This window comes from Litchfieldia alkalitelluris, assembly GCF_002019645.1.
GTDB lineage: Bacteria > Bacillota > Bacilli > Bacillales > Bacillaceae_L > Litchfieldia > Litchfieldia alkalitelluris.
In genome coordinates this window covers 3623056-3640984 of record NZ_KV917374.1, presented here as the reverse complement: position 1 = coordinate 3640984, position 17929 = coordinate 3623056, and the positions used below count along the sequence as shown (strand labels likewise).

Below are 17929 nucleotides of genomic sequence, written 5' to 3'. Positions count from 1 at the left end.
GAAAGGGTGCTTAACATGCCAAAAGTTCATCTTCTTATGAAGAAAGAAGAAATTGATGAACAGAAGATCAAGGAACAAAAGATAGCTGTTGTATTCGATGTTTTACTAGCAACATCAACGATTACTACTTGCTTATCTTATGGGGCAAAAGAAGTAATTCCTGTAATAAACAAAGAAGCAGCAATTCGGGAAGCAAAGAATCTACAAACAGATAGTTATATCTTGGTGGGAGAGTATGAGGGAAGGACGATTGAGGGATTTTTTGATCCTAATCCTCTTTCACTAAAGTATGCTGTCAAAAATAAAACTGTTATCTTATCAACTACAAATGGAACTGTAGCAGTCAATCGAAGTCGTTTAGCAGAAAAAGTGTATATCTGCTCATTACTAAATGGAAGTGCAATTGCCACCAAGGTTAACCAATGCCATCAAGAGGAAACGATTGTTATTGTTTGCTCAGGTTCATCAGGGGAATTTTGTCTAGAAGACTTTTATGAGGCAGGGTACTTTTTAGACTGTTTGTTAAATGAAGGTACATCTACAAAATGGGAGCTAACAGATTCTGCAATAGCTGCTCACTTGTTTTACTCTCAATCAAGCGATAAAGCAGAAGAGATTCTTCGTTCTTCATTTGTCGGAAAACTCCTCGTAAAGTATGGCTATCGTGATGAGTTGGAGTTTGTTGCAAGTCGCGGTATTTTGGATATCGTTCCATATTTGAATGATAGAAATTCAATTGTTGAAGGAGATATAAATGGATATGTTACAAATGAAAAATAAGGGTGCTAGTTTCCTGTACTCAGCGATCGAAAAAGATGATTTATTTACGCCAGAGGATTTAAGCTTTGAACATAAAATGATAGCAAATACGGCACAGCAGTTTCTAGAAAAAGAAGTGGAACCCTATAATGAAGAGATTGAAAGTCAAAACTTTAATAAACTAGTAGAACTTTTAAAAATAGCAGGTGATTTAGGATTATTAGCGCATAGTATTCCTGAAGAGTATGGTGGTCTTGGCCTTGATAAAATTAGTAAAGGACTTATTGGAGAGGTCGTAGGTCAATCTGGTAGCTATGGTGTTGCTCATTCAAACCATACTTGTATTGCTACTTTGCCAATTACTTATTTTGGAACAAAAGCACAAAAGGAAAAGTATTTACCAAAGCTTGCCTCAGGGGAATATCTAGGTGCTTATTGCTTAACAGAACCTGGGGCGGGCTCTGATGCACTTGCTGCACAAACCGTTGCCAAATTAAATAATGAGGGTACAGATTATATCTTGAACGGAACAAAGCTATACATTACCAATGCACAGTTTTCTGATACGTTTATTGTGTATGCTAAGGTCGACGGGCAAAAATTCACAGCGTTTATTGTTGAAAAAAACTTTCCAGGGCTATCGCTTGGTCCAGAAGAACAAAAGATGGGTATAAAAGGATCTTCAACTCGATCGGTTATCCTTGAAGATTGTATGGTACCTGTAGAAAACCTTCTTGGGGAAGTTGGTAAAGGCCATGTGATTGCACTTAATGTATTAAATCTAGGGCGATTCAATTTGGGGTCAGCCTGTATGGGTGGAGCTAAGTCGGGCTTAGAAAAAACAATCCAATACACAAATGAAAGAAGGCAGTTTGGGCGGGCAATAGCTGATTTTGGAGCTACCAAAGAAAAAGTCGCAAAAATGGCAGCACGTATTTTATGCTTCGGAGTCACTTCAATATCGAACTGCAAGTTTAATCGAAAATGCACTAGGCGATTTATCTGATTCTACGGATCTTAAATTAATTGGCCAAAGAATGATGGAATATGCGACTGAATGTGCAGTTTGTAAAGTCTATGGATCTGAAACACTAGATTATGTCGCAGATGAGGCTGTTCAACTACATGGTGGTGCAGGTTTTATAAAAGAATATAAAGTTGAGCAAATGTATAGAGATTCGAGAATTAACCGTATCTTCGAAGGAACAAATGAAATAAATCGTTTGTTAATACCGACACATTTGTATCGAAAAGCCGCAAACGGTGAAGTTAATCTAGAAGAAATGGTACAAAAAGCCTTATCTGAGTTACAAGCTCCGTCAAGTGAGTTTACAGGTGTTTTGGGTCGTGAACAAGAAGCGGTAACAGCCTTCCGAAGAATTTTCCTAGTGTGTGCAGGTATTGCCTTCCAGACTTTTGGAGAAAAGTTGCAGGAGGAGCAAGAAACCTTGATGAAACTAGCCGATATTGCCATCCATTTATATGCGAGTGAATCAGCGGTTTTTCGAACTTTAAAAGTAATCGAAAGAAATGGTCTTGAAAAAGAAAAAATAAAAGCCAATCTTGCAGCTATTTATATTGACGAAGCTATCTTAAATGTTGAGGTTATTGCTAAAAGTTTAATCTCAGGTGCACTAACGGGAGAAAAAATGACACAGGCAGTATATTTAATTGGTAGAGAATGTAGTAGATTCATTCAAGAAGGGAGTAATATTCGTAAGCATGAAGTGGCTGACCATTTGAATAAACATGGTCAATATAAGGTTTAATCTCCAAAAATAGAGGAGGTAGATAACGATGGGTGGAAGATTTTCAGAAAAGGTTGCTGTTGTTACTGGAGCAGGAAGTGGAATTGGTGAAGCTACTGCAGTACGTCTAGCAAATGAAGGGGCAAAGCTCATATTAGTAGGCCGAACAAAATCTAAGCTTGAGCGTGTAGCAAGGAAAATCAATGAAGCTAGTAAAGTGCCAGTAGCTGAGATTTTTGTAGCGGATGTAACTAATGAGGAGGATTTAATCGAGTTATCGCAATATATTCAAGAGAATTATGGAGAACTACATGTGCTCATTAATAATGCTGGTGGTTCAAGTCACTCGAAAATTCTTGAGACGTCAAGCTCAGATTGGGACTATGTTCAAAGTGTTAACCTGAAAAGTGTCTTTTTAGCTTCAAAGATTATTGGAAAATTAATGGTAGATTGTTCGGATAATAGTCAGAAAGACGATAAAGCAATAGTTAATATTGCGTCATTGTCTGGATATAAAGCAGGAGCCCACATTCCCCATTATAGTGCAGCAAAAGCAGGAGTGATTAATTTTACGAGAGCTTTAGCCTTGGAACTTGCTCCATATGGAATTAGAGTCAATTCAGTCTCCCCGGGGTTTGTTGAAACACCTCTAACAGAACAAAGCTTGCAAAATGAGAAATTTCAACGAGCAATAGAAAGAAATACAGCCCTAATGAGAGTAGGAAAACCGGATGAGATTGCAAATATTATTTCGTTTGTCGCATCACCTGAGGCCTCCTATATGACTGGCTCAGATGTGTTAGTTGATGGAGGCTGGTTAATTAAATAGACTTGAAACATAGTGAGTTTGCTAGCCTGTTTAAAAGCTAGAAAATTTTTAAAATAACTATAAAAAAAGGAGGCAATTGATTTGAGTAATGATCATTTGCTTGTACAGATCGAAGGGCCTGTGATGAATCTTGTAATGAACCGTCCTGAGAGTTTGAATGCATTTAGTCCAGAAATGATTATGGGGTTAACCAATGCAGTCAAAGAAGCAGGGGAAAATCCAGAAATAAGAATAGTGGTATTATCCGGTTCAGGCAGATCCTTTAGTGCAGGTGGAGATGTAAAAACAATGGGTGAAGCATCTCCTTCTCAGGTTTATGACCATATTGGAAAACTCAATGAATGTATCCTTGCCATGAGAAGTTTGGAAAAACCAATCATTGCCGCAGTCCATGGTTTTGCTGCAGGTGCTGGATTTAACTTAGCACTGGCGTGTGATTTAATTGTGGCAGCAGAGGATAGTAAGTTTGTTTTAAGCTTTTCACAGGTGGGCCTTATATCTGACGGTGGTGGTTTGTATTTCCTACCAAGGCTCATTGGTCCTTACCGTGCTAAGCAACTTCTATTTAGTGGAGAACCTTTACTTGTGAAAACTGCAAAGGAATATGGGATAGTGAACGATACCTTTCCACTGGATTCATTCAAGGAAGAAGTGGGGAAATTGGCTTTTAAACTATCTAAAGGTCCTGGAAAAGCCTATGGAATGATCAAAAAAATTGCTGACCAAGCTGCTGTTTCTAGCTTAAGCGAAATTCTGGAGCAGGAACGAATTACTCAAACCTTAATGGTAACAACAGATGATCATATAGAAGGAGTAAGTGCTTTCAAAGAAAAAAGAAAGCCTCAATTTAAAGGAAAATAGGGAGTGTTAAATATATGAAAGCAATTCAGTTAACAACCTTTGGGGGACCCGAGGTTTTGCAAAAAGTTGAGGTTGAAATACCCATACCTAAAGCCAATCAAGTCCTAATCGAAGTAAAAGCAATTGGTGTGAATTATGCAGATACTGCTCGTCGAGAAGGACAGTATGTTGTCCGAACAGAGTTACCTTTTATTCCAGGAGCAGAAATTGCTGGAATAGTCACTCAAGTAGGGGGAAATGTCAAAAATGTCAAAATTGGTACACCGGTTGTAACGTTGATTGAATCTGCTGGTTATGCCGAATTTGCTGTTGCACATGAAAGTTCATTAATTCCACTTCCAGAGGGGATTGATTTTAATCAATCCGTTGCCCTTCCGTTACAAGGCTTGAGCGCTTACCATGTGTTGAAGTCGATGGGAAGACTTGATAAAGGTGAAACAGTATTAATCCATGCAGCAGCTGGTGGAGTAGGCACGTTGGCTGTACAACTTGCTAAAATATTTGGTGCAGGGAAGGTAATTGCAACCGCAAGTACTAATGAGAAGTTGGAGCTAGCGGATCAAATGGGAGCAGATGTATTGATTAACTATACTGCTGAAGGATGGGAAAACAAAGTAAAGGAAGCTACTGATGGTAAAGGGGTGGACGTTGCTTTAGAGATGGTAGGAGGAGAAGTTTTTAATAAAACGATCAATTGTTTAGCTCCCTTTGGTAGATTGGTTGTCTATGGTGCAGCAAGTGGCGAACATGCAACCTTTCATCCTTCCATCTTAATGAAAAAAAATCAGTCGGTTATTGAATTTTTTTCTGCCACAAATTATGAGGAATCAAAAGTTACTCCGGGAAAGCTTACATGAACTTTTAACGTTTGTTAAAACGGGTCAATTAGTCTTAACTATTGGTGGTGTGTATCCACTAGAACAAGCACGTTCTGTTCATGAGTTGCTTCAAGGTAGAAAAACGACAGGGAAGTTGATTTTGGTACCATGAAGAAAATATCGTTAATTGCCGTGGTCTTGATGATAAGGTAGGTGATTAATCAAATGTTTTATATAATCCAAAAACATTGTTCAATCTATCGATTGTACCAAACAAATCATCATAAATTTAAAAAAGTTCTTAGTATAAATACTAGGGGCTTTTTTCCATTATATGAATTTGAATCTTAATACCTATAGATATCATAGTTATTGTAAATTAAGGTATAAATATGGTGATGAAAATAAAGAAGCATTTAATATTGAGTAAATAGAGCAGATAAATGATAATAATAGAATGATAGAAAAAGGGGGTTCAGGTTCATATGGTATTGAACTCTAAAAACGGTTTATCTTTGTCAAAATCAATTAACAATACACCAGTTAATCTCGTCGCCTCTTTATCATTAAGTGGGAAGATTTTATATTTGTCATCTAGTTGTTTCGACCTAATAGGATATAAAAAAGAGGAATTAATTGGGGTGAGTTTTAGGGATATTACACATCATGATGATATTTTTTTAGTTGAAAGTAGTCTATTTGACCAAAAACAGGAAAATACTTGCCTTGTGTTTCGATTATCTACGAAACAGACAGGATATATATGGGTCCAAGCTAAAGTTGAATTTATTATCAGTCAAGTTGACCAAAAATGTGAAGAAGTATTTGTGACAATGAGTCAGATAACTAATGATCAAACGTTAGAATATAAGTATGATAAGCAGATTATGAGCTTCCATAAAAACTGGCCTTCATTGATCGAAAAGGCACCTGTTTCTATCATCCTGACGATTGCCGGAACTATACAATATATTAATCAAGAAGCTAAGGATTTGCTAGGCTTAGAAAAAGACACAAAAGTCATAGGGAAATCTCTATTAATGTTTATCGATAAAGAATTCCATTCAGTAGTTACAAAGGGTCTGTACCTTCTTTCAAAAGGTCACAGAATAGGTACAAGTCAACAAAAGTGGCTAAAGGAAAATGGTGAAATGATTGACGTAGAATTAAGGGCGGTACCAATTACTGAAAATGGAAAACAGATAGAGCTTTTTGTTGTTCAAAACATCACATCAAAGAAAAAGTTTCAAAGGGTTCTCCAACAAAGCAGAGAGCGTTATGAAAAGATTGTACATAATTCAATCGATGCAATCGCTGTTATATATAACGATACCTGGGCATTTATTAATGATTCAGGAGTGAAAATGTTTGGTGCTGAAAACTATACTGAAATCCTTGGTAAAAATATATACTCCTTTTTACACAAAAAATATCATAAAGAAATGAAGGATCTTATAAGTCTTGTTATTCATGAAAACAGAGAACACACAATAACAAAACAGTCTTGGTATACAATAAAAGGAAAGCACTTTTATACAGAGTTTATATGTATTCCGACGACATTTATTGGTAAACCTGCTGTTCAGGTTATCATTCGAGATATTTCAGATCGCAAGCATGCTGAAGATTTAATGATCAAATCAGAAAAACTTTCTATTGCTGGACAACTTGCGGCAGGAATTGCACATGAAATTCGGAATCCTTTAACATCAATCAAAGGGTTTTTACAGCTTATTCAAACACACTCAAAAGGTAATGAAACCTATTACCAAATTGTATTTTCTGAATTAAATCGTGTAGAAGCAATATTAAGTGAATTGCTTGTACTTGCAAAGCCGACTGAAGACTTTTTCATTGAGGTTGATGTAAGGGATATAATAAGAGATGTAATTACATTATTGGAAGCTCAGGCAGCTTTACAAAATATCCAAATTAAGCTGAGTATTCCAAATGATGTTGCTATGATTACATGTGATGAAAATCAAATCAAGCAGGTATTTATCAATTTAATAAAAAATTCCATTGATTCAATGAAAGATGGAGGAATTATAAGTATCGCTATTTCAGTATGTGAAGAGTATGTCCAGTTAAGTTTTAAGGATGAAGGGTGTGGGATTCCTGACTCTATCATTGATCGGATTGGGGAACCATTTTATACTACAAAAGAAAAAGGTACTGGTTTAGGGTTAATGGTCAGTTACAAAATTATTGAGAATCACAATGGCTTGATCTGTGTAGAAAGTAAAGTAAATGTAGGGACAACCTTCAATATCACTCTACCTAAATCTCAACCTAAAAAGAGCTAACATTATATCTACATAGTTAGCTCTTTTCCTATTTCCTTAATAATAAATGGATGCTAGTGGATGTTCGTGTGTAGTCTACTTTCAAAACCGAATAGATTAGATTTTATTAGTTTCCAAGCGACGAACAAAAGCTTCTAATCGATTCATTCCTTCAGTAAGAGTATCTATTGAGTATGCGTAAGAAATACGAATATATCCTTCTCCATATTCTGAAAAAGCATCTCCAGGGACAACAGCTAAACCTACTTCTTCTAATAATTTGGATGCAAACTCAAAGGATGAGAGATTATATTTCTCAATAGAAGGAAATAAATAAAAGGCTCCATTAGGTTTTACTACAGAAATTCCTAATTCAACTAGTCGATTATAAACATAATCTAATCTACTTTGATATTCTTGTTTCATTGGTAGAGCATCATTGAGTCCGTTTGTTAATGCTTCACCAGCTGCTTTTTGTGAAATGGAAGATGCACAAGATACATTATATTGATGGACTTTTAACATATGTTTGGTAATATCCTCTGGAGCAAAAGTAAACCCTATTCTCCAACCAGTCATAGAATGTGACTTAGATAGTCCATTGATAACGATCGTTTGTTCTCTTAAGTGTGATGCTATAGAATGATGATTTCCTTCAAACACTAACTCACTATATATTTCGTCCGAAATAATGAAGATTTCTTTTCCTTTTAGTAGACAAGCGATTTCCATAATTTCTTCTTGAGATAATGTAACACCAGTGGGGTTTGAAGGATATGGGAGAACTATACATCTTGTGTCTGTCGTAATATATTTTTCTATAATAGAAGCAGTTAATTTAAAATCACTTTCACGTGTGTCTGCGAAAACAGCTTTAGCACCACATAGCTTAATTAATGGTTCGTAACCAGGATAAACGGGACCAGGAAGAATAACCTCTGAACCTTCAGTAAGAATTGTGCGAAATGTAATGTCAATGGCTTGACTTGCGCCTACAGTTGTTATAACTTCATTTTCAAAATTATAATCCAAGTTGTATTTTTGTTTCATAAACTCAGTAGCAGCTTTCCTTACCTCCATAATTCCAGCATTTGGAGTATAGGTTGTAAAATTCTCTTTAATTGCTTTAGTAGCATAATTTTTTATATGTTCAGGAGTGTAAAAGTCAGGTTGTCCAATTGTTAATGAGATCACATCATCAAATTGGGAAACGAGATTGAAAAATTTGCGAATTCCCGAAATTTCGATGTTTTTTACACGAGAATTAATTAAATGCTCCAAGAATTTCTTCCTCTCTTTTTACGTGCTTCTTCATTCTTAGTTAAATTAGAAAAAGCTCTTTATTCATTTCACCTATTTTATCATTTAGAGAAATCTTTAACTAGGTGAAAAATAAAAAAGAACCAGATTTTTTCTGGTTCTTTTAGTACATTATGTGTTTCTACTAACTAAGTTTTGGTATTCATTTGATTTGTTCATAAATTCTTGCTGATCTTTGTTATCTATTGCTTTATCAATCGAGGCTTTAAGTCTTTCTTGATTGTATTTATAACATGCTTCATCAAGGATTAATTGTGCATATAAACTTAAGGTGTATGATTGTTCTTCAGTAAGGTTGTAACTCACTGAGCTATTTTTATTATATTTCATTAATTTTAATTTCTTTTTAAATGTAAACATGTATATCCCCTCCAACTACTTAATTAAGATAGCTATAATGATGAACTAGTGTAATATATTGCTTTGAAAGTTCCATAAATAAAGCTTCATCACGATTAACGAGGGTAAAGTCTATTTTTTCCATCAACTTAGATTTCTGAAAGGATATTTGTGACTGCAAAAGAACCATTTCAGCTTCTTTTTTGTACACTGTGGCTTCTTCGTTTACAGCAGTGAAAGGAACAATTTCATTTTTCTGAGGGTTATTTAAATGGCTCATTAATATTCACTCCTTAAATCCTTTTTTATATTATCCTAGAAAAATAAGAAAAAGTAAAGAGTTTTTTTAGAAAATTTAGATATGTCTGAACAGTCGCTAATTTAGCTGGGAGAAATAAAAAAAACCACATTTTTTGTGGCTTTTAAAGGAATATCAGATTTTTAGGTTGAGGATCATTTCGTTTAATGTACATTGCAAATAACTATGAAGTTACTCTTCTAAGGCAATTTTAAATTTTTTTATTCCGAGTTTCATAGTGTTTCAAAAAAGAATTTATACTAATACCCATAATCCCAATCTACATCTTCCTCATGCCAAAGCATAGGGGAAATTTGTCCGAAACCCACTAGTTGGCCATTTAAATGGTTAGTGCATTTTGGGCCGCCACATTGTTTGAGTAATTCATCGAATTTTTCTTTTTCAATATCTTCTATAAATCGAATATTTTGATCTGGTTGATATAAAATTGCTGTACCCTTCACAGCTATTCACCTTCTCTTTTGTTTTTGTTACCCTATGTCATTATTTTATTGATAGCAAAAGTGTAAATCTATATCTTTTGAGATGATTCACAAAAACTCCATATTGATTGTTAAAGAATTTGACAATTATGATTATTAATCATAGGGATTGGTGGATTTTTCAAACGAGCAAATCAAATTTAAAAATGGTATGTATCTTTGAGTTTTCTTTGAAAAAACAGAGCAGTACTAATTCAGTGTTTACCTGGAAATAAATAGGTCGGAGAGTTCCAATTCCCTTACTAAATGTTGAAAGCCTAAGAAAGAGAATGAAAGGAGTTGTTTGATTCCCTTTCCCATGCCATAAGCCCAACAAAGGGAATGAAAAGAGTTGTTTGATTCCCTTTCCCATGCCATAAGCCCAACAAAGGGAATGAAAAGAGTTGTTTGATTCCCTTTCTCATGCCATAAGCCCAACAAAGGGAATGAAAGGAGTTGTTTGATTCCCTTTCTCATGCCATAAGCCCAACAAAGGGAATGAAAGGAGTTGTTTGATCCCTTTCTCATGCCATAAGCCCAACAAAGGGAATGAAAGGAGTTGTTTGATTCCCTTTCTCATGCCATAAGACCAGCAAAGGGAATGAAAAGAGTTGTTTGATTCCCTTTCTCATGTTCAAAGCCTATGAAAGGGATGACAGATATTCGAGACCGAAAGATCAGTAGTTGTCTAGTTGCTCTCCCTCCACTCTGAGTAAATAAAACATTTTCATTCTCCATGGTGCGATTCAATTTAGCATGGATGTCTACTCTGAAATAACCTAGGTGATGAAGTTCCATGAGCTGCGATCCACTTGCTTTCCGCGGGGTGGTCCGTAAGCCTCCTCGTCGCCAGGGGCTCAGCTCCTGCGGGGTCTCACGAGACCACTGGATCCCGCAGGAGTCAAGTGGCTCTCCGCTCATTCCACACTGAGGTGGAAACATTTTTCATACACCATGGTGCGAAATACTTATTTAGCATGGATGTCTACTCTGAAAATAACGAAGGTTGTAGAGTTCCAATCGCTGCGCTCCACCTGCTTTCCACGGGGCGGCCGGTGAGCCTCGTCGTCTAGGGCCCTGCGGGGATTCAAGTGACCTGCTATATCCCTCATGAGTCCAGTGCCTCTCCACTCATTTCACACTTAGTAAGAACACTAATACATCCTCCATGGTGCAAATATTCATTTGCATAAAGGCCCGCACTGAAAAATACTTATGTTAGAGAGTTCCATTTATTTTCCTTCTAAACTACTCGATTTACTGTTACCTCATCCTTCCCACATCTTTGAGGAATCTCTAGAGACAGTTAGATCACAAGGGGGTGAATGGTTCTCCTCTCATTTCATAATGAGTGAGTAAACATCCACTATTTTGCTAATGAAAAATTAAAAATAGAAGGATTTGTATCAACTAATAGTGAACAGTGGTTTTATCTTCGTTATCACAGTCATACAATTAGTAGAAAGAAATTTTATAAAGGGAGGTTTTAGGATGGTTTATCAAGATAATAAGCAATATCCAAGGATTCAAAATGGATATTATTATTCCCCTCCACAACAAATTAGTACTACAAACGTTAAACCACAAATTAACTTTCATCACAATAGACAGCCTAGTAAAGAGTTGTTATATGTTTGGAAAAAGATTCGAAAAGAGCTTAAACCATTTTCAGAAGAAATGTTACAGTATAACTTACCGCCCGATTTGGCTAGAGTAATTTTCATTCAAACACTTCATTATACAGTGGAAAATGGGAATAAAGTATCAGGGACTAATAGCGAGAAGGTAGATGAATTATTCATTCAATTCACAAAGGATGATCCTCAGCTATTCTTACTTATTACTCCTTATCGAATTCCTGACAATGTATTAAAAGTTTCTCTATGTAAAATTATTTCTTTATCGCTTCAGAACCTAACAAACGACTCAGAAGATACCAAATGGTCAGAATGGGAAATTATTAATGGGAGGCTTACTTCAGGTCCGTCATGTGTTTCTTTAACGTCACAAAATTTTTATGTGTTTGCAAGGGGAAAAAACAGAAATTTATATTCCGTATTTTGGAATGGAACTGAGTGGCTGGAATGGCAAAACCTTGGAGGCAAGCTGAGTTCATCGCCTGCAGTCGTAACTTCATCAAGCGCTCGAATCGATGTTTTTGCAAGAGGAGAGTCTAACCAATTAATCTATAAATCTAGAAACAAAGATAAATGGAGTGAATGGAAAGACTTAGGCGGTACACTAACAACTTCACCTGCAGTTACAACACGTGATGGTCAGATTGATGTTTTTGCAAGAGACCATAACAAACACTTACAACATATCTATTGGGATGGAAAAGAGTGGAGTAAATGGAAAAAGATTAATACTCAGCAATTAACCTCAGCTCCTGCTGCAACTTATAGTAATGGTACAAGGATTGATGTATTTGCCAGAGGGAGTAAGCGTGAGCTTTTGCATATACACTGTGATAATCAAAGATGGGCTGAATGGGAAAGTCTTGATTATGAAATTTCTTCGAGTCCAGCAGTAATTTCACGAACAGATAATCAAATGGATGTTATTGCAAAAAGTGACAAAGGGAAGTTACTATATGTCAAGTGGATTGGCGATAAGTGGGAACAAGAAGAAAATATTGTAGGAGAAGTTACATCTGAACCCACAGTATCTTCATTAGACGGGAACCGTTTAGACCTATTTGTTCGTGGGCAAGGCAATCAATTGTTACACATATGGAAAAGCTAAGAAAGAGGTTCCAATTGGAACCTCTTTCTGTTATTAATTTAGAATGTTAGAGAGTATCTAAGATTACGCATAGTATGCCTTAAGTTGCGTAACCTCTAGGGTACTTTAAATCAATGACTTATGGTATGAAAAGGATCACAAAAATAACTTGTTAAATCTTTAGTATGATTATGATTTAAAGTATGATTAAATGTAAATGTATGACATATGGTTAGTACACGGAGGAATTTTTGAAAAAATGCTTGCACTTATAAAACCTATCATTGTAAATATTACTATTTTATTTTCATTAACTTTTAATGCGAATTTATTTTTTCCTTTTAATCACAGTAAAGTTCATTCATTGAAACAAAAAATCATTTATGGACTAATAGGTGCGTTAGCAGCTATACTTTGCATGTTATTCCCGATAACAGGGCTAGAACAAACTCATTTTGATTTGCGCATGATCATTATTTTAGTTGTTACACTATACAGTGGTCTTGTTTCTGGAAGTATATGTCTTGTGCTGGTTGTGATTGTACGTCTGATTATCGGTGGTAACTTTGCATTGATTGGTGTGTTGGTATCACTTGTAGCTTTTCTTGTTGCATTAATCTTTAGAAAATGGTACTTATCAACTAGAAGTATTCTAAAAGCAGTTTTTATTATTGCAACATACTTAGTTCTATATATTATTATCCTTTTATTTTCTGCACCATTTTTGGGTGTTCAATTTTACATCGTTTATTTCAGTGGTTTAATGCTAACCTCCTTTTTATTAATTCAAGTAATAGAAAGGTTAATTAAAGCAAACCAACAATTTCATGAAACTGTTTATACGGATAAGCTTTCGACAGTTAGTCAAATGGCAGCCTCAATTGCACATGAAATCAGAAATCCAATCACTACTGTTAGAGGCTTTATTCAGTTTCTTGAAAAAGATTCTAAAGATGAAAAACTAGTACAATTTGCTCCGCTCATTCTTGAGGAGTTAGATCGAACAAATCTCATTATTACAAATTACCTAAAGATATCTAAGCCTTCTAACTTCAAAATGAAAAGGGTGGATTTAAATCAAATATTATTCGACTCGATTGATTTATTAAGACCATTTGGTACATATCAAAATGTGTCTTTGTTTTATAATGGTTCTGGCAGTCATTTTATAATAGGTGATGAAGACCATCTGAAACAAAGTATCATCAATGTTATAAAAAATGGTATTGAGGCCATTGAAGATGGAAACGGTTATGTTAAAGTGTCAAAGAGAACTTCAGTCGATAATCGGAGAGTCCTTATTGAAATAGAGGATAATGGAAAAGGCATGAATCAAGAACAATTAGAAAAAATTGGCCTGCCATACTATACCACAAAGACAAAGGGAACAGGATTGGGGAGTATGATAACAAATCGGTTGATTAGGGAAATGAATGGTACAATAGAATATGAGAGTAAACCTAACAAAGGAACCATTGTGAAGATAACTCTTGCGCTTTCAAAAGAGTAAAAAAAAAGTGCCTTAGTAGGCACTTTTTTATTTTACTCATCTTTCTTAATTTTCCCTGTGTTGGGATTGACTAAGTACCAATCATCAATACCACCTGTTTTATTATTATTTATTTCGAACACATGAATGAGGTACTGATCTTTTTTTTCACGATTATAAAGTACAACTGTGTTGCTGTCATTTTTTAAGTTGAGATGTTTTCTAACCAACTCTTCTGCTTCCACTCGACTATAAATGTCTTTTTCCCCTATATTTAATTTTGCCATTCGGGATTCTACTAAGATTTCTTCATCACTTTGATATCCATCCTCCGCAGTATCCCCTAACCCTTCATTTAAATCTCCTTGTCCTAAAGGTTTAGCTTCATACCTTGATAATCCGCAGGAAGTTAACAACATCATACATATTAAACAACAATACATTCGTTTCATAAATTTCCTCCATAAATTATAAGTTTCTAATTTCATCGTACTGTTAGTATTTAAAGTAATGGCCACATTATTCTTCAAATTACTTGCTGAACAGATAAAAAAATAAATGTAGACAATCACTCTTGACATATATATGAAACATGTTTGTTAGAGGAGATGAGATGTCATGCCAAGATATGTATGGGGAGTAGACTCTGCAGCAGCCGTTACGGAGAATCTTTTTTCTTGTGTAAAAACAAATTATGGAACACCAAAATATTGGGGAAGGTATTTAAAAGGTGTACCAAACGTTTCTGATGGGTTAACAAGGGAAGAAATTTCTTTTCTTCATGGAAAAGAGTGAAAATATTACCAATATATAATGTGTTTCATGAAGCGATCGGATATGATAATGGTCAACTTAAAGGAAGGAATACGGTATTTAATGCAAGGAGATTGGGTATTCCAAATAATACGGCTCTTTTTGCTAATTTAGAAGGAATTTCTGAAATTGATGAGGCATGGATTATGGGGTGGGTAGCGTCACTTTTCCCAGCAGGCTATCATCCTGGGATTTACCATGATCCTGTACGGAAGACATGCTCCAGATTGTCCAATTAATACGAACCTTGCTGATAAACCTATCTTGAACTACCTATATTGACAGTGTTTTAAAGAATTAAAGAGAAGCTAAAAATCATTCTGCGATCAGGGTTACTTTTCATCCTGATCTTTGTAGTATTCTTAGCCACAATAATAGATTATAAATAGTACATAAGTAGCACGGAATTTGTCGAATTATTGTATAATTGGTCATAAGAGAAATGTTTTTATCGAGAGTGGTGTCTAAATGAATAAGTATATAGATAAATTTATATTAAACAATAAAAAAGTTATGGATGGTTGGCTTAAAAGTCCCAACGAAATCAAAAAAGATGAACTTTATCGTTTTCTACACTCTATGGCAGGTACAGCTCCTACTATTGGTTTGGATAATGTGGGACATGTTAGTAGAAAGTTAATGAATGAAATTGTAGAAAGAGGAAAGGAAAGCTGGACTCCGATTGATATTCAGGAGTTGTTATTTTCTCTAATCTCTTATTTCAATATCACCAGTATTCCAAAGGAGGAAGTTTCAACTCGGCATTCAGAACGAAAAACAGGTGATGAACAGACTATATTAATCATTGATAAAGTAACAACAATGTTAATGTATCTAAAGGAAGAGCTTCAAAAACAAGGTTGGTATGTCATTGTTATTGCTGATCCTATAAAAGCTGTTCTTTCCTATTATGATTATCAGCCTGATTGTGTCATTATTGGAATTCATAATAATGACAATGATGGGTATGGGGTATTTTCATCATTGCAACAAAAAGTTAGCCATCAATTTGTACCAACTATTATTTTGTCAAGTAATGATGACAAAGAAATGAGAATGAAGTGCTATGAAATGGGAGCGGATGAATTCATTTTAACTCCTTTTGATTTAGAAGAGTTGGTAGTTAGAATAAGAAGACATTTAAAGCGTAAAGAACTAATTGACAATTCCTTATTAATCGATGAATTAACTGGAGTTTATAATAGAAAATACCTAAAAAGAGCTTTTGCTTCATTAGATAATGACTTAAATCGTCGAAAGGAACCATTTTGTATAGCGGTGCTTGATCTGGATTATTTCAAAAAAATAAATGATAAGTTTGGACATGTAGTTGGTGATGAAGTGTTAAAGAGCTTTGCTTCCTATATGACTGAACGGACGAGAAAAAATGATGTTGTCATTCGCTTTGGTGGTGAAGAGTTTATTATCATGTTTTCTGGTATGACAAGTACAGATGCCTATCCTGTTCTAGAGCTATTACTAAGAAGCTTCTCCACTCATCAATTTACTTTTGATACTGAACCGTTTTATTGTACTTTTTCTGGTGGTATGGTTGATGTTAATAAAGCCGGAGAGTCTTTAACGAATTGGATTGAATTGGCTGATAGTGCCTTATATGAAGCGAAAGACGCAGGAAGGAACCAAATTAAGTTGGTGAACCAGATGACTTCTCATGTAGGTCGGAAAAGTTTAAATGTAGCGGTAATTGATGATGACCCAATCATTCGTTCAGTTCTTATGGATTTACTTGACAAGGTGGGCCAAGATTCAGCCTTTGATTTTGATATTCAATCTTTTAAAGATGGGCAAGCTTTCTTTTCTGATGAATGGCACCGCGGGAAAGAAGGGAATTATTTAATAATATTAGATGGGATTATGCCCAAAATGGATGGGCTAGAGGTTTTACAAAGATTAAGGTCATCTGATCAATCGAATAAGTATACAGTGATCATGCTAACTTCAAGAAGAAGTGAACGTGATATTTCACGAGCGCTTAAGCTTGGTGCAGATGATTATATTACAAAACCTTTTAAGCTACTTGAACTTGAAAGCCGTATACGTCACTTGTTAAAAAGGGTGAGGTAGGATGCTCAAGCCTGAAATTAACTTTTTGCTGATACTAATACTGTCTTTTGTATCAATTTTAAGTATATTATTTTTATATTTAATTATTCAAAAATCAATAAATAATGCTATCAGAAGACAAGTTGATAATTATAAAGAAGAAACTAGAAAAATGCTGTTTTTATACATTTCCAATGATGTTGAATCAAGAAAATTGATTCCAGATAGTAAGGTGAAATTCCGAGCGTTAGAGGAATTACTCGCTGGTTATGCTAAGGTGCTAGAAGGTGATCAATCGATTGATAAAATCAGTACTTTTGCTAATAAGTATTTTTATGTTGTCTACAAGAAAAATCTCCGTCATCGAAGGTGGAGCCTTCGTATGAATACTTTATATATGATAGAGGATTTTCATATTGATAGTTTATTTCCAGATGTATTAAATCTTTACAAATCAGATAGAATTTCAATCTCAGAAGAAACTCAAATTCTTAAATTGATGGCATTTTTTGAATATGATGGTCTATTAGGACATATAAAACATCCCAAATATGAATTGTCCGAGTTTGCGATTAGATCTATTTTTAATCGAATGAATGATAAGCATTTTGCATTATTGATAGAACAATATGAAGAGTTACCGCTCCCCCTACAATTACCACTTATTGATTTAATAGCAGTAAAAAATCTTTATCACTATAAACACGAGCTACTAAAACTTTTAAAAAGTGACAATGTTGAGGTAAGGATTCGAGCACTAAAAGCTATTGCGGAAATAGGTGTTCAAATTCCAGATGATTTAATATTCAATCACGCCATGTCTGAATTGTGGCAGGAACGAATGATGGCAGCTAAGGTATGTGGAGGTTTACAGGGAGTTAGAATGGTTGAGATTTTGAAACAGCTTGTGACGGATCATCATTTTCTGGTACGATCACAGGCAGCTCAATCTATTTTAAGGCTACCAAAGGGAATATCGGTTTTGAAAGAGATAGCAGAAACAAGCGGGGATGAGTATAGCAAAGATATGGCTATTGAGTGGCTTGAGAAAGGTAGATAATATGACAATCGCTTATAATCTTTGGCTTAATTTATTGAGT

At 35.0% G+C, this 17929-nt stretch carries 15 protein-coding genes and 2 pseudogenes; 12 read left to right on the top strand and 5 right to left on the bottom strand.

Annotated elements, in window-relative coordinates:
- Window positions 1-15: 15 nt before the first annotated feature.
- The 6 genes and pseudogenes from BK579_RS17005 to BK579_RS16980 all read left to right on the top strand — a co-directional run bounded on the left by BK579_RS17005 (window position 16) and on the right by BK579_RS16980 (window position 7321).
- Window positions 16-780: a 2-phosphosulfolactate phosphatase gene (locus tag BK579_RS17005; protein ID WP_078547491.1), complete on the top strand. Its 765-nt coding sequence runs from the start codon at window positions 16-18 to the stop codon at window positions 778-780.
- Window positions 755-2528, top strand: a pseudogene (locus tag BK579_RS17000) (acyl-CoA dehydrogenase family protein). The gene BK579_RS17005 and the pseudogene BK579_RS17000 overlap by 26 nt, the downstream one beginning before the upstream one ends.
- A 28-nt stretch (window positions 2529-2556) precedes the next feature.
- The gene (locus BK579_RS16995; protein ID WP_078547489.1) at window positions 2557-3336 is read left to right on the top strand and encodes an SDR family NAD(P)-dependent oxidoreductase; all 780 of its coding nucleotides are present in this window, start codon (window positions 2557-2559) and stop codon (window positions 3334-3336) included.
- An 81-nt stretch (window positions 3337-3417) separates the two neighbouring features.
- Entirely contained in the window at window positions 3418-4197 is a 780-nt protein-coding gene (locus BK579_RS16990; RefSeq protein WP_235848452.1) for an enoyl-CoA hydratase/isomerase family protein, read from the top strand.
- A 14-nt stretch (window positions 4198-4211) separates the two neighbouring features.
- A pseudogene (locus BK579_RS16985) lies at window positions 4212-5187 on the top strand (quinone oxidoreductase family protein).
- 313 nt (window positions 5188-5500) lie between these two features.
- Entirely contained in the window at window positions 5501-7321 is a 1821-nt protein-coding gene (locus BK579_RS16980; protein WP_078547487.1) for a PAS domain S-box protein, read from the top strand.
- A gap of 96 nt (window positions 7322-7417) precedes the next feature.
- Here the strand turns inward: BK579_RS16980 and BK579_RS16975 are convergent, their stop codons facing one another.
- The 4 genes from BK579_RS16975 to BK579_RS16960 all read right to left on the bottom strand — a co-directional run bounded on the left by BK579_RS16975 (window position 7418) and on the right by BK579_RS16960 (window position 9721).
- Window positions 7418-8581, bottom strand: a complete 1164-nt coding sequence (locus BK579_RS16975; protein ID WP_078547485.1) for an aminotransferase A — start codon at window positions 8579-8581, stop codon at window positions 7418-7420.
- Between the two features lie 150 nt (window positions 8582-8731).
- Complete coding sequence (locus tag BK579_RS16970; RefSeq protein WP_204524728.1) at window positions 8732-8926, bottom strand: IDEAL domain-containing protein; 195 nt, start codon at window positions 8924-8926, stop codon at window positions 8732-8734.
- 73 nt (window positions 8927-8999) lie between these two features.
- Window positions 9000-9239, bottom strand: coding sequence for an IDEAL domain-containing protein (locus tag BK579_RS26455; RefSeq protein WP_078547481.1), 240 nt, complete (start codon window positions 9237-9239; stop codon window positions 9000-9002).
- 278 nt (window positions 9240-9517) lie between these two features.
- Window positions 9518-9721, bottom strand: coding sequence for a hypothetical protein (locus BK579_RS16960; protein WP_078547479.1), 204 nt, complete (start codon window positions 9719-9721; stop codon window positions 9518-9520).
- 1509 nt (window positions 9722-11230) lie between these two features.
- Here BK579_RS16960 and BK579_RS16950 point away from each other — a divergent pair.
- Window positions 11231-12484 carry a PLL family lectin gene (locus BK579_RS16950; RefSeq protein ID WP_078547475.1) on the top strand — a complete coding sequence of 418 codons (1254 nt, stop codon included), beginning with the start codon at window positions 11231-11233 and terminating at the stop codon, window positions 12482-12484.
- A gap of 196 nt (window positions 12485-12680) precedes the next feature.
- Window positions 12681-13973: an ATP-binding protein gene (locus tag BK579_RS16945; protein ID WP_235848451.1), complete on the top strand. Its 1293-nt coding sequence runs from the start codon at window positions 12681-12683 to the stop codon at window positions 13971-13973.
- A gap of 32 nt (window positions 13974-14005) precedes the next feature.
- On the opposite strand, the gene BK579_RS16940 is transcribed toward BK579_RS16945, so the two are convergent.
- The gene (locus BK579_RS16940; RefSeq protein ID WP_078547471.1) at window positions 14006-14404 is read right to left on the bottom strand and encodes a hypothetical protein; all 399 of its coding nucleotides are present in this window, start codon (window positions 14402-14404) and stop codon (window positions 14006-14008) included.
- Between the two features lie 166 nt (window positions 14405-14570).
- On the opposite strand from BK579_RS16940, the gene BK579_RS27095 reads away from it, so the two are divergent.
- From BK579_RS27095 to BK579_RS16925, 4 genes are all read left to right on the top strand, one after another.
- Window positions 14571-14747: a glycoside hydrolase family 25 domain-containing protein gene (locus tag BK579_RS27095; protein ID WP_407936253.1), complete on the top strand. Its 177-nt coding sequence runs from the start codon at window positions 14571-14573 to the stop codon at window positions 14745-14747.
- Window positions 14744-15004, top strand: coding sequence for a glycoside hydrolase family 25 domain-containing protein (locus BK579_RS27090; RefSeq protein ID WP_407936252.1), 261 nt, complete (start codon window positions 14744-14746; stop codon window positions 15002-15004). Before BK579_RS27095 ends, BK579_RS27090 begins: the two co-directional genes overlap by 4 nt.
- Window positions 15005-15233: 229 nt before the next feature.
- A complete protein-coding gene (locus BK579_RS16930; RefSeq protein ID WP_078547469.1) occupies window positions 15234-16850 on the top strand; it encodes a diguanylate cyclase in 1617 nt (538 codons plus the stop codon).
- 25 nt (window positions 16851-16875) lie between these two features.
- Window positions 16876-17889, top strand: a complete 1014-nt coding sequence (locus tag BK579_RS16925; protein ID WP_204524727.1) for a HEAT repeat domain-containing protein — start codon at window positions 16876-16878, stop codon at window positions 17887-17889.
- Window positions 17890-17929 lie beyond the last annotated feature (40 nt).

Excerpts from the sequence above, each read along its gene's own strand:
- BK579_RS16950 (WP_078547475.1), top strand. The coding sequence starts at position 11,231 with ATGGTTTATCAAGATAATAAGCAATATCCAAGGATTCAAAATGGATAT.
- BK579_RS16980 (WP_078547487.1), top strand. The coding sequence starts at position 5,501 with ATGGTATTGAACTCTAAAAACGGTTTATCTTTGTCAAAATCAATTAAC.
- BK579_RS16945 (WP_235848451.1), top strand. The coding sequence starts at position 12,681 with ATGTATGACATATGGTTAGTACACGGAGGAATTTTTGAAAAAATGCTT.
- BK579_RS16995 (WP_078547489.1), top strand. The coding sequence starts at position 2,557 with ATGGGTGGAAGATTTTCAGAAAAGGTTGCTGTTGTTACTGGAGCAGGA.
- BK579_RS16940 (WP_078547471.1), bottom strand. The coding sequence starts at position 14,404 with ATGAAACGAATGTATTGTTGTTTAATATGTATGATGTTGTTAACTTCC.
- BK579_RS26455 (WP_078547481.1), bottom strand. The coding sequence starts at position 9,239 with ATGAGCCATTTAAATAACCCTCAGAAAAATGAAATTGTTCCTTTCACT.
- BK579_RS16930 (WP_078547469.1), top strand. The coding sequence starts at position 15,234 with ATGAATAAGTATATAGATAAATTTATATTAAACAATAAAAAAGTTATG.
- BK579_RS17005 (WP_078547491.1), top strand. The coding sequence starts at position 16 with ATGCCAAAAGTTCATCTTCTTATGAAGAAAGAAGAAATTGATGAACAG.
- BK579_RS27095 (WP_407936253.1), top strand. The coding sequence starts at position 14,571 with ATGCCAAGATATGTATGGGGAGTAGACTCTGCAGCAGCCGTTACGGAG.